Source organism: Thiobacter subterraneus (assembly GCF_055379455.1).
Map to the genome: position 1 here is coordinate 39825 of NZ_AP042402.1, position 13539 is coordinate 53363.

13 protein-coding genes are annotated in these 13539 nt (G+C 66.0%); 2 read left to right on the plus strand and 11 right to left on the minus strand.

The genetic code is table 11. The annotated features are described in order from the left end of the window. Window positions 1-4: 4 nt before the first annotated feature. The 7 genes from ahbB (ACZ42P_RS00210) to ACZ42P_RS00240 all read right to left on the minus strand — a co-directional run bounded on the left by ahbB (ACZ42P_RS00210) (window position 5) and on the right by ACZ42P_RS00240 (window position 6953). Window positions 5-484 (minus strand): siroheme decarboxylase subunit beta, encoded by a 480-nt coding sequence (ahbB, locus tag ACZ42P_RS00210; RefSeq protein WP_464899342.1) that lies wholly within the window; start codon window positions 482-484, stop codon window positions 5-7. Between the two features lie 14 nt (window positions 485-498). Then, window positions 499-945, minus strand: a complete 447-nt coding sequence (locus tag ACZ42P_RS00215) for an Lrp/AsnC family transcriptional regulator (protein WP_464898108.1) — start codon at window positions 943-945, stop codon at window positions 499-501. Next, a complete protein-coding gene (ahbB, locus tag ACZ42P_RS00220) occupies window positions 942-1934 on the minus strand; it encodes a siroheme decarboxylase subunit beta (protein ID WP_464898109.1) in 993 nt (330 codons plus the stop codon). Before ahbB (ACZ42P_RS00220) ends, ACZ42P_RS00215 begins: the two co-directional genes overlap by 4 nt. Continuing rightward, window positions 1931-3097 (minus strand): cytochrome D1 domain-containing protein, encoded by a 1167-nt coding sequence (locus tag ACZ42P_RS00225; protein WP_464898110.1) that lies wholly within the window; start codon window positions 3095-3097, stop codon window positions 1931-1933. The genes ahbB (ACZ42P_RS00220) and ACZ42P_RS00225 overlap by 4 nt, the downstream gene beginning before the upstream one ends. Further along, window positions 3087-3422 carry a c-type cytochrome gene (locus ACZ42P_RS00230; protein WP_464898111.1) on the minus strand — a complete coding sequence of 112 codons (336 nt, stop codon included), beginning with the start codon at window positions 3420-3422 and terminating at the stop codon, window positions 3087-3089. The genes ACZ42P_RS00225 and ACZ42P_RS00230 overlap by 11 nt, the downstream gene beginning before the upstream one ends. 35 nt (window positions 3423-3457) lie before the next feature. Beyond that, window positions 3458-5188, minus strand: coding sequence for a cytochrome D1 domain-containing protein (locus ACZ42P_RS00235; protein WP_464898112.1), 1731 nt, complete (start codon window positions 5186-5188; stop codon window positions 3458-3460). 88 nt (window positions 5189-5276) lie between these two features. After that, a complete protein-coding gene (locus tag ACZ42P_RS00240; protein WP_464898113.1) occupies window positions 5277-6953 on the minus strand; it encodes a 4Fe-4S binding protein in 1677 nt (558 codons plus the stop codon). A 410-nt stretch (window positions 6954-7363) separates the two neighbouring features. Between ACZ42P_RS00240 and ACZ42P_RS00245 the strand changes: the two genes are divergently transcribed. Then, window positions 7364-8536, plus strand: coding sequence for an NAD(P)H-dependent flavin oxidoreductase (locus tag ACZ42P_RS00245; RefSeq protein ID WP_464898114.1), 1173 nt, complete (start codon window positions 7364-7366; stop codon window positions 8534-8536). Here ACZ42P_RS00245 and ACZ42P_RS00250 read toward each other — a convergent pair. The 4 genes from ACZ42P_RS00250 to ACZ42P_RS00265 form a co-directional block, all read right to left on the minus strand. Further along, complete coding sequence (locus ACZ42P_RS00250) at window positions 8505-9809, minus strand: permease (protein WP_464898115.1); 1305 nt, start codon at window positions 9807-9809, stop codon at window positions 8505-8507. The genes ACZ42P_RS00245 and ACZ42P_RS00250 overlap by 32 nt on opposite strands. 7 nt (window positions 9810-9816) lie before the next feature. After that, the gene (locus tag ACZ42P_RS00255; protein WP_464898116.1) at window positions 9817-10047 is read right to left on the minus strand and encodes a DUF2249 domain-containing protein; all 231 of its coding nucleotides are present in this window, start codon (window positions 10045-10047) and stop codon (window positions 9817-9819) included. 2 nt (window positions 10048-10049) lie between these two features. Continuing rightward, window positions 10050-10487, minus strand: coding sequence for a hemerythrin domain-containing protein (locus ACZ42P_RS00260; RefSeq protein ID WP_464898117.1), 438 nt, complete (start codon window positions 10485-10487; stop codon window positions 10050-10052). A gap of 64 nt (window positions 10488-10551) precedes the next feature. After that, window positions 10552-11241: a Crp/Fnr family transcriptional regulator gene (locus tag ACZ42P_RS00265; protein WP_464898118.1), complete on the minus strand. Its 690-nt coding sequence runs from the start codon at window positions 11239-11241 to the stop codon at window positions 10552-10554. 223 nt (window positions 11242-11464) lie between these two features. Between ACZ42P_RS00265 and ACZ42P_RS00270 the strand changes: the two genes are divergently transcribed. Further along, entirely contained in the window at window positions 11465-13531 is a 2067-nt protein-coding gene (locus tag ACZ42P_RS00270; protein WP_464898119.1) for a ribonucleoside triphosphate reductase, read from the plus strand. The last annotated feature ends 8 nt before the right edge of the window (window positions 13532-13539 follow it).

The window sequence follows — 13539 nt, forward strand, 5'->3', positions numbered from 1 at the left end:
CCTCCTACCCCGCCAGACGCAGCCCGGTCTTTTTCAGGATGCGTGTGCTGTAGAGGATGTCGTGATCCCGGCAGGCCGCGCCCAGCAGGGCGCGAATCGCCTGCGCCTTCGTCTCCACTTCCTCCCGGCTGCGACCGTGCACCATGGCGAACAGGTTGTAGGGCCAGTGCGGCAGGTGGCGCGGCCGCCGGTAGCAGTGGCTGACGAATTCCAGCGCGCCCACCTGTTCACCCAGGGCATCCACCACGTCGTCAGCCACGTCCCATACCGTCATGCCATTGGCCCGGTAGCCGAGGGCGTAGTGGTTGGGAATGGCGCCCAGACGGCGGATGATGCCCAGATCCAGCATGCGCTGCAGACGCGCCATCACTTCCCCGGCGGGCAGACCAAGCTGCGCTGCAAGGGCGTGATAGGGACGGGGCACCAGGGGCAATCCCGCCTGGGTCGCCTGGATGAGACGGCGGTCGGTGGCGTCCAGGGGCACGGACAGGGGGGCGTTCATGCCTTAAGCCTCAGTTCCACGAAGTATTCCCGGATGCGGGGCATGGCATGCACGGTCAGGCCTGTTTCGGCCTCGATGCGCCGGATCACGTCCTGCAGTTGCGCCGGCGTCTCCGTGGCCAGCACGAACCACATGTTGAGCCGGTGTTCCCGCGCATAGTTGTGGGCGACTTCCGGATGCCGGTTGACCGCTTCGGCCACCCGGTCGAAATCTGCCGCGGGGACCGCCATGGCGGCGAGGCACACTGCGCCGCCCATGCGCTCGGCGTTGTAGAGGGGCCCGAAGCGGCTCAGGGTGCCGGACTCGACCAGGGCGCGCAGGCGGCCGATGACGGTGGCCTCATCACAGCCGAAGCGGGCGGCGACCGCGGCGAAGGGACGCTCGCAGATGGGAAATCCCCCCTGCAGACCGTTGATCAGGGCACGATCCAGGGCATCCATCATGCAGCCCTCACCGGGGCGTCCGGGACATAGCGGGCGCCGGTCTGCTTGAAGCGGCGGCGGCTGAACAGCACTGCGTGGGGGTAGCCACCGAGGCTGCATCGCGCTTCCAGTTGCGAAAGGCGTTCCAGCACCGCCGCCCGGTGGCGGCCATGGATCATGCAGAACAGGTTGTAGGGCCATTCCGGCAGACGCCGCGGCCGGCGGTAGCAGAGATTCACCAGACCGCTGGCGCCGATACGGCTGCCCAGGACATCCACCTGTGGATCCGGAATATCCCACACCACCATGGCGTTGGCCTGGAAGCCCAGTTCGTGGTGGCGCACCACCACGCCGAAACGCTTGATCGCGCCCAGGCTGTGGAGCCGTTCCAGCCGCGCCAACACTTCCGTCTCGTCCATTCCGAGGCGGGCGGCGACCTGCGCATAGGGGTGGGGAACCAGGGGCAGTCCGTCCTGGATGGCGGCGATCAGGGCATAGTCGGCGGCGTCCAGCCGGAGCGGCGACGCGGGCTCGACGGGAAGCGATTCCCCACCATGGGTCAGCCGGCCGCGCAGATCGAAGCCCAGGTCGATGTGGTATTCGCGTTCCAGGGGCAGGCGCAGGGGTTCGCTGCCGACCTCGGCGCGGATGCGCGCCATGAGCCGGTCGAGGGCGGCGGCATCGCGCGCGGTGGCGACGAACCAGAGATTGAAGCGGTGTTCCCGTTCGTAATTGTGGTTCACCTCCGGGTGGGCGCTGATCCGCGCCGCCACCTCGGCCAGGCGCGCTTCCGGCACGCTCAGGGCGGCCAGGGTGGACACGCCGATGCGGTTGGGCCGGAACACCGCGCCGACGCGGCTCACCACCCCCTCGCGGCTCAGGCGCCGCAGGGTGTCCAGCACATCCTCCACCCGGGCGCCGAGCCGGTCGGCAATGGCATGGAAGGGCGCGGGGGCGAGGGGAAAATCCCGCTGGAAGTCGTTGAGCAGACGAAAGGCGAAATCACTCATAGTCCGATCCGGTTGGCACGCGCTGTGAAGAAGATCCCGCTCGGGCTCGCCGCCGGCAGTTCGCCCAGCCGGCGGAAGGTGACGGGATCGTAGATGCGCACCGCGTCGTCGTCGCGGCAGGAGAGCCACACCGCCTCACCGCGCGGCGTGAATTCCATGTGCAGCACCGCCCGTCCCGGTTTGAGCGTGGCCACGATGCGGCGCGTCTCCACGTCCAGCACCTGCACCGTGTCGTTGTGGGGAAGCGCGAAGTTGAGCCACACATGGCGCCCCGTGGGACTTGCCACGGCGAACACCACCTGTCCCGCCACCGGCACGCGCGCGATTTCCTGCCAATTTCCGGCATCGGCGAGCACCACCTCATGCCGGCCCACCTCGGGCAGAACCAGCAGATTGCCGGTGTTCGCCCAGCCTTCCAGATGGGGCATCTTGAATACCGGCAGTTTTTCCCCCTTGCGGCCCACGCCGGCGAGCACGCGCCGCACCCCGGCTTCGGGATGCCACAGGTCCAGCAGCGCCACGCCGTCCTCGCCGAACAGGCCGGCGGCGTAGAAGCGGCCGTCGGCGCTGATCATGCCGTCGTAGGGCTCGCGGCCCACGTTCCGGTATTTGTGCAGCACGGGACGTTGCGGATCGGCGAGGTCGGCCACCCAAATCTCGCCGGCCTCGAACAGGCTGAACACGAAACGCTGGCCCGGTGCATCCACCAGCCCCACCACCTTGGAGGGCCGGCCATCGGCGCCGACGGCCGGAATGTCGGCAAGCAGGCGCAGATCCTCGGCTGCGAAGATCCTCACCCCGCCTGGTGTGTAGTTGGCCACCGCAATGAGGCGGCCATCCTGGGAGATGGCGCCGCCGATGCTGTTGCCACCCTGGATCACCCGGTGCGTCACACGCCGTGTGAGCAAATCCACACGCGACAGGCCGCCGTCACGGCCGAATACGTAGGCATGGCGGCCGTCCCGGCTGAAGCTGACCGATGCATGGGAGAGGTCGCCCAGGCCTTCGATCCGGCCGAGACTCGTGCCGTGGGTGGTATCCACCACCTGCAAGCTGCCCGTGGCGCGCTCGACGACCACGCCCAGGTCGCCGGTGCCGCGCAGGGGGGTCGCGGCGCAACCCGTCAGCAAAAGGAAAACCAGGAGCAGGACATCAGCGCGCATCTGGAAACCCGGCCTGCAATTGCTCCACGATCCAGACCGCCTCGTCCTCGGACAGGAGTCCCCGCCAGGGGGGCATGGCCGTGCCGGGGCGTCCCTGCAGGATGGTCTGCACCAGCGCCGCCGCCGGCCGGTCACCCACGGCTGCCGGCGTGAGGGGCGGGCCGAGGCCACCCGTGAGGCGCAGGCCGTGGCAGGAGCCACAGTCGTTGCGCACCAGCCGCACCAGGGCATCGCGGCGCGCGGCATCCGGCAGCGCCTGGACGGCGCAGGGAAGCGCGCTTAGCCCCAGCATGATGATCCACCTCCCGAGAGTGCGGGCATCCATGGCAAATGGGGCGGCTGCACGCCGCCCCGCCGCTTTCAGTAGATGTCGTTCTGGGTGTTGTAGACGTTGAACTTGCCCGTGGGCGTGATCAGACGCTTGTCCTTGATCACCGCCTTGAGCTTGCGCGTCTTGTCGTCCAGCACGACGATGGCCGATTCCTGGGTCTTGCCATTCCAGACGGAGAACCACACCTCGTCGCCCGCCTTGTTGTATTCGGGCTGCACGACGCGCTTGGGTCCTTCACCCAGGTTGGCCATTTCCGCCACCTTGATCACCTGGGGCGGTTTGTCCAGATTGTTGATGTCGTACACGGCCACGGACTGGCTGACGGCGGCGTCCGGGTTGAGGGCGGTATCCACCCACAGATTCTTCGACTTGGGATGGGTCTTGATGAACAGCGAGCCGCCACCCTGACCCTTGAGCATGCGTACCACCTTCCACGCATACTGCGGATGCTTCACCGGGTCGGTGCCGATCAGGGCGATCTGGTCATCCCCCAGGTGGCCGGTGGCCCACACGGGTCCGTACTTGGGATCGACGAAGTTGGCACCCCGTCCCGGATGGGGGATCTTGCCCACCTCGACCAGCTTGACCAGCTTGTCCTCCTTGGCGTCCACCACCGCGATCTTGTTGCGCTGGTTGGCCGCCACCAGGAAGTAGCGCTTGGTGCTGTCCCAGCCGCCGTCATGCAGGAACCGTTCCGTGTCGATGGCGGTGACCTTGAGATTGTTGATGTCGCTGTAGTTCACCATCAGGGTCTGGCCGGTTTCCTTGACGTTCACCACGAATTCCGGGTGGAAATGGGAGGAGACGATGGACGCCACCCGCGGTTCCGGATGGTATTCCTGGGTGTCCACCGTGTAGCCGCGGGTGGAGACGATTTTGAGGGGCTCCAGGGTGTCGCCCTTCATGATCACGTACTGGGGAGGCCAGTAGGCGCCGGCGATGGCGTATTTGTCCTCGTAGCCCTTGTACTTGGAGGTGTCCACGGAACGGGCCTCGAGACCGATCTTGATCACCGCCACGTTGTCCGGAACCTTCATCCACAGGTCGATCAGGTTCACCTGCCCGTCGCGGCCGATCACGTACAGATAACGGCCGGAGTGGGACAGGCGCGAGATGTGCACCGCGTAGCCGGTCTTGACGATGTTGATGATTTTCTTGGTGTCGCCGTCGATGAGCGCAACTTCACCGGTGTCACGCAGAGTGACCGAAAACAGGTTGCTCAGGTTGTAGTTGTTCTCCTGTTTCTTCGGGCGCTTCTCGGGGGGCACCAGCACCTTCCAGGTGGCCTTCATCTCCTTCATCCCGAATTCCGGCGGCGTAGGGGGCTCGTGCTGCAGGAAGCGGGCCATGATGTCCACGTCCTTTTCCGTGAGCTCGCCGGAGGTGCCCCAGTTGGGCATGCCCTGGGGCGAGCCGTAGGTGATGAAGACCTTGAGGTAGTCCGTGCCCCGGGCGAGGGTGATGTCCGGCGTGAGCGGTTTGCCGGTGGCGCCCTTGCGCAGTACACCATGGCAGCCGGCGCAGCGCTCGAAGTAGATCTGCTTGGCGCGCGCGAACTCTTCCGCCGTCATGGGCGGAGCCTTGGGGGTGACCGTTTCCTTGGCCTCCTCGGGCCTGATGGGCACGGGCGCGCCCTTGTAGCGCAGTTCCGGTTCGGAGGTGCCCGGGTGACCGGAGGGCGGGGCATCCGCGGCCAGGGCGAGGGAAGTGCTGCCGAGCAGGGCGATGCTGGCGGCGATCAGGGTGTGGCGTGGGCGCATTGTAAGTCCTCCTTGGTCAGGGATAAGCGGAGCGAGAGATCTCATTTGTGAAACTAGACCGGGGAACCAGGGTCGTCTTTGATCTGTGTCAACCGTTTTCCATGTCGGGTTTCGGTTCGACCCGCACGGGAATATCCTGCAGCGTCGCCTCCAGGGATTCGCCCATGCCCCGTGCGAGCTCCCGCGCCCGCCCACCCCGTTCGCGCCGCTTGCGGCGTTCCACCAGGGGTGGGCATTTGTGCTCGTCGTAGTAGGTCACCTGGCAGTCCAGGCAGTGGTGGCACTCGTTGATGACGATCTCGCCCGTGGGGCGGATGGCCTGCACTTCGCATTCCACTGCGCAGACCTGACACGGCTTGCCGCATTCCTTGCGGCGCCGCAGCCATTCGAAGGTGTGGAAACGGCCGGGAATGACCAGGGCCGCACCCAGCGGGCACAGGTATTTGCAGTAGGCCTTGCGGTTGAACAGGCCCAGGACGATCAGGCCCAGGGCAAACGCCACATAGCCCCACTCGCGCCGGAAGTGGAGCGTGATGGCGGTCTTGAAGGGCTCGATCTCCGCTGCCCGGATCGCCCAACCCATGGACTGCAGGGACAGCCCGAACAGGCCCAGCATGATCACGTACTTGAGGGCGAGCAGCCGTTCGTGCACCACCTGCGGCAGCTGGAAGCTGGGCAACCGAAACCGCTGCCCCAGCTGGAAGGCGAGCTCCTGCAGGGCACCGAAGGGACACAGCCAGCCGCAATAGACGCCCCGCCCCCAAAGCAGCAGGGTCACGGCCACGAAGGACCACAGGAGGAACAGCATGGGGTCGATCAGGAAGGTGTCCCAGCTGAACTGGTGCATGACCGCCTGCACGAAGGTGAGCACGTTGATGATGGAGAGCTGCCCCAGCGCATACCAGCCCACGAACAGCAGGGTGTAGAGCAGGAAACCCAGACGGATGCGGCGCAGCAGCCCCGGATGGCGGGCGAGATAGTCCTGGAACAGCAGAATGCCCGTGAGTCCGAGCAGGCCGGCGCCCAGCAGCACGATTTCGGGCACCCGCTGGCGCCATACCGAAGGCCAGATGGGTGGGGCCTCGCCCGCAGCGGGCGGGGAGATGGACCTTGGCGCCTGCGCGGAGCCGGCAGGCAGGGTTGCAGCGGGGGACGGGGGAACGCCCGACGGGGCAGGGCGTGAGACTTCTTTCCCGGGCTTTGCGGGCTTGGGCTGCCCCGGCACGATTTTTTTCTCGGGTAACGCACGCGGCGCCTCGCCGGGCGCAGCCGGTGAACTGCCCGGCGCAGGGGTGGCGGCGTCTTCCGTCCAGACTGCGGGGGTGATGCCTCGGGAGACCGCCACCCGCCAGACGGCCCGGTTGATCGTGGCATTGATCACCATCACAGTGATGGTGGCGCCCGAGATGGCATCTACCGTGGCGTGACCCGGCTGGCGCGCACCCACCAGGATGCCGCCATCGGCGGGCTTGCCCTGATACTGGGCGATGAAGGCGGCCAGGCGCGCCTCGCTCACACCGGCTGCCAGGATGGGTTCCTCGTGCTGAATGATGCGCACGCCCCGAATGCGCCCCTGCAGGTCGAGTCCCACGAGGAGCTGGATGGGGCGGCCGGAGTAGGCCGGAATCTGCACCACGTCGCCGGTGAGAAAGACGTAACCCACCAACCGTTCCGCGTCCGCGCCGGCGCCATAGACAGGGGCTGCAGGGGGGCTGCCCTCGGGTGCTCCGATGCGTTCGGCTTCCGGAAACAGAATCCGCGCCATGGCATAGGGGAAGGTGCTGTCTGCTTCCGCTGCGGGAAGGACGCCGGGGCACAACAGAAGGAGCAGCAGGAGCCATGGGCGTAGCGCGGCAAATGTCACGGAAAGACCCGACGGTTTCTCGTGGTCGCGGACCGGCTCCCGGTGCGGGCAATGGGCATCGGCCCGGGAAGACAGCATGGCCGCTGGTTTCACCATAGTGCATGGCCCTTTGGTGTCAAGGGAAATCCGGGTCGCCGGAAGGTGGCCGGTCTGGGCGCCGCCCGGCGGTTTTTCCAGGCAAGCTTGGACGCAGCGGCGGGGGTGCGCCTTGACCCAGCTCAAGCCCAGGGTGTCCGGCTGCCATTTTCAGGATAAGGGGATTACCATATCCGCGATTGGCATGGACGCGTGACCAGGAGGAAAGGTTGGGTATGGATTGGGACTGCGGGAATCTACCCCGTTTCCGGCTGCGGGGCCGGGAGCTGCTGCCGGTGGTGCAGGGGGGCATGGGCGTGGGGGTGTCCGCGCACCGGCTGGCGGGAACGGTGGCCCGACACGGCGCGGTGGGCACGATTGCCAGCATCGACCTGCGTCACCATCATCCGGATCTCATGGAACAGGGTCGGCGCTGCCGGGACAAAGCCACCCTGGACCGGCTCAACCTGATCGCCCTGGACCGGGAAATCCGCTCCGCGCTGGCGCTGGCCGAGGGACGCGGGCTGATCGCCGTGAACGTGATGAAGGCGGTGACGGAACATGCGGCTCTGGTGCGCCAGGCCTGCGCCAGCGGGGCCCAGGCCATCGTGATGGGGGCAGGGCTTCCCCTGGATCTGCCGGATCTCACTGCGGACTTTCCGGAGGTCGCATTGATCCCCATTCTGTCCGATGTGCGCGGCGTGCAGATCGTGCTCAGGAAATGGCTGCGCAAGAACCGCCTGCCGGATGCCATCGTGATCGAGCATCCCCGCTATGCGGGCGGCCATTTGGGGGCGCCGCGTCCGGAAGAGATCGACGATCCCCGCTTCGATTTCCCGCACGTTCTGGAAGGGGTATTCGCGCTGTTCCGGGAGCTTTGCATCGAGCGGGAACGCATCCCCCTGATACTCGCGGGTGGCATCAACAGCCACGAGAAGGTGCGAGCGCTGCTGGAACTCGGAGCCTCCGCGGTGCAGATCGGCACGCCCTTCGCGGTGACGCTGGAAGGGGATGCCCATCCCAATTTCAAGAAGGTGCTGGCCGAGGCCAAGCCCGAGGACATCGTCACCTTCATGAGTGTGGCGGGGCTGCCTGCGCGTGCCGTGCTCACACCCTGGCTGCGTAATTATTTGAGGCGCGAGAAGAAACTGCAGGCCTGCGCCAAAAGCGGACGGGAGCGCTGCGCATCCGCCCTCCACTGCCTGATTTCCTGTGGACTGCGCGATGGGATTGCCCGGGCCGGCCAATTCTGTATCGATGCCCAGCTGGCGGCAGCCCTGCGCGGCGACATCAACAAGGGTCTGTTCTTCCGCGGCGCGGAGAGCCTGCCCTTTGGCAGTGCCATCCGCAGTGTGGAGGACCTATTGCGCTACCTGCTCACCGGCTGGCGGCCTGCTCCCAGCGGGTGATGCGCCGGTCGAAGTCGAGATAGCAGCGCCACGCCGCCAGGAGGTTGCGCCCCAGCAGCAGGAAGGAGAGCGCGCTCGCAGCGAGGGCAGGGTAGAACAGTGCCGGCAGGAAGGGTGCGGCGGCGAGCAGCAGCAGCGCCACCTCGTGGGCGAGGGCCTGATGCCGGGCTTGCGCGTCTGCGATGACCTGCTTCATGTTGGGCGTGCTGCCGCGGGGAGGATGGCGGCTTTGCAGGTGCAGCCATACCAGGAACGGCACGATCTTGTAGAGCATGCCGTTTACCGCGGACAGGGCAAAACCCATGATCCAGAGGATGCCCACGAACAGTGGGCGCACCGGGGCCTGATCCCAGGCCGGCACCAGCCAGGCCAGAGTCGTGGCCAGGGCCGCCGCAAGCAGGCTTGCCATGGCCACCCGCCAGAAACGCAGGGTGACATCGGCCTGACGGCGACGACGCTTTTGCTGCAGATGCAGGGTGGCCAGGGCGAAGCTCAGGAAACCCGCGAGCAGCACCACCAGGGCGAGGAACTGCGCGGCCGGGACGTCCCACAGCCGGCCGACACTCAAAGCGCATAGACCAAGCAGGATCGCCGCGTCCAGCACTCGCGCAAGCCACGGTGGATAAGGGGGTGTCATCTGAAACATGGGCACCACCTGGTAGGCCACGCCGATCACCAGCAGTCCCACCCAGCCGAGCAGACCCCAGCTCAGATGCACGTCGGCCAGGACGGGCAGGGCGAGTGTTCCGTGGCCGGCGTAGTGCCAGGCCGCGAGCAGGCCCAGGGACACGGTGACCGCAAGCGCGGCCAGCGCCATGCGCATGCCGCGGGTGGTGGCATTGCGCACGGGTGCCGCGCCCAGCGCCGCCAGGCCATGGACGGTCAAAGCCAGCAAGGACCACGCCAGGAGAGGCAGTGCGGCCAGCGCGATGTCCGTGCGTCCCCACGCGAAGCCGGCTGCGAGCAGCAGCGTGCCGATGACAAGCGGCGGGTGGAGCAGCCAGGCGATCCTCACGGGCCGTCTGAGCACCGCTCCGGCGACCACCGGCAGCATCTGCAACAGGGCCCCGACCATGCACAGGGCCAGCACGCCCAGGGTGATCAGGTGGGTGGCGGCGAGCAGCGCCGGATGCCAGCGGCTGGTCAATGCTGCCGGGCCGGCCGCGGCCAACACGCCCGCTGCCAGCAGGCCGAAAAGGGGTGCCGTGAGGAAAAAGCGCAGGGGCACGGAAATGGGTGGCGCCTGCTCCAGGGAGAGGGCCGAGGTGGACATGACCGCGCTACTCCTGCCAGATCAGGACGGCGAAGCCTCCATCAGCCAGCGGTTCCGTTCGCCTGCTGTAGCCGTAGCGGTCAAGGATGCCGTAGAGGGGAAAGGGCTCGCGCGGCAGCAGGACGCGCAGCCGCTCCCCCGGCGCGAGTTCGTCAAGCGCTTCGAGCGTGCGCTCCAGGGGCTCCGGCGGCTCCAGCGCCCGGACGTCCAGCACCCGCTCGCGCACGGTTTCCGCCATCGTCAGCCCATGGCCTGCATGCGCGCCAACAGGGCCGCGCTTTCCCGGGCGAGCAGCCGGTCGCACATGGGATAGAGGATCTGCTCTTCTTTGAGGTTGTGCTGCTCCATGAGCACGAGCAGGGTTTCCGCCGCGCCGGCATAGGCCTCGCGGTCGCGGCGGGCGAGCGCCTCGCCCATGGCTGCCAGCAGCTCGCGCATGTCTTCATGTTCGGCGCGCATCACCCGCGAAGGCCCGCTGCTGTTGCCCGTGGCGGCTTCGAAGGCCGGGAACAGGACTTCCTCCTCCATCGCCAGGTGGCGCGCCATGGCGGCATGGAAACCGGCGAACTGCGCGGCGGCCCGCTCCCAGTCACCGCCGGCGACGGCCGCCTCGGCCTGGGCGAAGGCTTCGTCACAGCGCGCGTGATCTGCGCCGAGATAGCCACGAATGGTTTCCATGAGGGGCCTCCGTTGACGGATGGCCCATTGTGCGCCGGGCGCCCGCCGCCGGCCTTGACGGGCATCAAGATCCGCCCTGATGACGGCGCAGGGCGTCCACGTCCGGGATGGTGATACGCCGGCCCTCCACCCGGATCAGGCCGGCCTCGCTGAGATGGTGCAGGATGCGGGAAAAGGTTTCCGGGGTGAGATTGAGACGGGAGGCGATCACCTGCTTGCTCGCCGGGAGTTCCACCACCGCATGGGGTTGCCCCAGACACTCGTGCTGCAGCAGATAACCCACCACCCGCTGGGTGCCGGACAGGGAGCAGTAGGTCTCCATGTCGTGAATCAGCGAATGGAGGCGCAGGGAGAGGCCGGCGAGCATCTTGCGCGCCAGACCCGGGTCGCTGTCCATGGCCTGGAACAGCGCGCCCTTGGCCACATGTAACAGCAGGCTGTCCACCAGCGCCTGGGCGAACACCGGGTAGGGCTTTTCCATGAACATCACCGCCTCGCCGAAGCTTTGGCCGGCACCGATGATCTCCACTACTTTTTCCCCACCGTGGGCGGAAGGAAAGGCGAGCTTGATCTGGCCGTGGGCGACGATGTAAAAGCCATTGGCGGGATCCCCCCTCTGGAAGATCATCTCGCCCCGTTTCGGGCGCAACTCGCGGCATCCCCGCGCAAGCTCGCTGAGCTGAGGTTCGGCGACCTGACGGAAAAGCGGCACGTGAGCCAGCAGGCTGCGGATGTCGAGTTGGGGTCGCGCCATGAAGCACCCTTGCGTTGTTTTGACCGGATTGTACCCACCTTGCCCTGCCCGTCCCAGTCCGTGCGGGGGCGCACTTCGTTCGTCCGGGGCCCAAACCTGCCGGGGTCGGAAAACTTGATCCGGGACAAGAATTCTTGTCAACTGTCTTGACCCCCACACAACATGTTGTAGGCTGGGCCTGTCGTTACCCCAAGAAATTGGGGTCATTGGGAAGGAGGGGGTGATGGAAACCACCGGATACGATGCGGCGACTGCTGGCGATCTCAGAACCACGGGGAAGCTGCATCTCCCGCCGACCCACGTTCTGAAACGGGATGGGCGGATCGTTCCATTCGATGCCGAACGCATTTGTTTCGCCATCCAGCGCGCAGGGCAGGCCACGGGCGAGTTTGGTGCCGGTGAGGCCCGGCGCCTTGCCGGCCAGGTGGTGAAGGTGATCAGCCACCGTTTTGCGGGCCGGATGCCGTCCATCGAGCAGATCCAGGATGTGGTGGAGCAGGCCCTGATCGCCGCCGACCATTTCCGCACGGCCCGTGCCTATATCGTGTACCGGGAGCAGCATCATCGCCTGCGCCAGGACCGCAAAACCGCGGTGGAAGTGGAAAGCACCATCAACGAGTATCTGGAACGGCGCGACTGGCGCGTGCAGGCCAATGCCAACCAGGGTTACTCTCTGGGCGGTTTGATTCTCAACGTCTCCGGCAAGGTCGTGGCCAACTATTGGCTGAACCATGTCTACCCGCCTGAAATCGGCGAGGCCCACCGCTGCGGTGACATCCACATCCATGATCTGGACATGCTGGCCGGCTACTGCGCCGGCTGGTCTTTGCGCATGCTTCTCAACGAGGGTCTGAACGGCGTACCGGGTAAGGTGGAGGCGGCGCCGCCCAAACACCTCTCCGGCGCCGTCGGGCAGATGGTTAATTTCCTGGGCACGCTGCAGAACGAGTGGGCGGGCGCCCAGGCTTTTTCCTCCTTCGACACCTATCTGGCGCCTTACGTAAGAAAGGATCGCCTCTCCTATGAAGAGGTCCGGCAATCCATCCAGGAGCTCATCTATAACCTGAACGTGCCCTCCCGTTGGGGCACCCAGACGCCGTTCACCAACCTGACGTTCGACTGGACCTGCCCGGAGGACCTGCGCGAGCAGGTGCCCGTCATTGCCGGTGAGGAAATGCCCTTTACCTACGGTGAGCTGCAGGCCGAGATGGACATGATCAATCGGGCTTACATCGAGGTCATGACACGCGGCGATGCCAAGGGGCGCGTGTTCACCTTTCCCATCCCGACCTACAACATGACGCGGGACTTTCCGTGGGAGTCGGATAATGCCAGGCTCCTGTTCGAAATGACTGCGAAGTATGGCCTGCCGTACTTCCAGAATTTCATCAACTCCGACCTCAAGCCCAACATGATCCGCTCCATGTGCTGCCGCCTGCAGCTCGATTTGCGTGAGCTCCTCAAACGCGGCAACGGCTTGTTCGGGTCGGCGGAGCAGACGGGCTCGATTGGTGTGGTCACCATAAACTGCGCGCGGCTCGGTTATCTCTGTCGGGGTGACGAGGCAGAGTTGTTCCGGCGCCTGGACCGCCTGCTGGATCTGGGGCGCGACAGCCTGGAGATCAAACGCAAGGTCATACAGCGCCATATGGACAATGGCCTGTTCCCCTACACCAAGCGTTATCTCGGGACGCTGCGCAACCATTTCTCCACCCTCGGCGTGAACGGGATCAACGAAATGATCCGCAATTTCACATCCGACAGGGAGAACATCACCACGCAATGGGGGCATGACTTCGCCATGCGTCTGCTGACCCACGTGCGGGCCCGCATCATCACCTATCAGGAACAGACCGGACACATGTACAACCTGGAAGCCACGCCGGCAGAGGGCACCACCTATCGATTCGCCAAGGAGGACCGGGCACGCTTTCCGGACATCATCCAGGCGGGTACACCGGACATGCCCTACTACACCAACTCCTCCCAGCTGCCGGTGGGTTTCACGGATGATCCCTTCGAGGCCCTGGAGCGCCAGGAGCCTTTGCAGCGTTTGTACACCGGCGGCACCGTGCTCCATTTGTACATGACGGAGCGCATTTCCACAGCCGAGGCCTGCGCCGCCCTGGTGCGCCGCGCCCTGGAACGCTTCAGCCTGCCTTATATCACGGTGACTCCCACCTTTTCGATCTGCCCGCGCCACGGGTATCTCGCGGGCGAGCATGAATTCTGTCCGCTGTGCGACCAGGAGATCCTGGCCCGCAAACGGCAGTCTCCGTGCCACGTCTGACGCTAAGG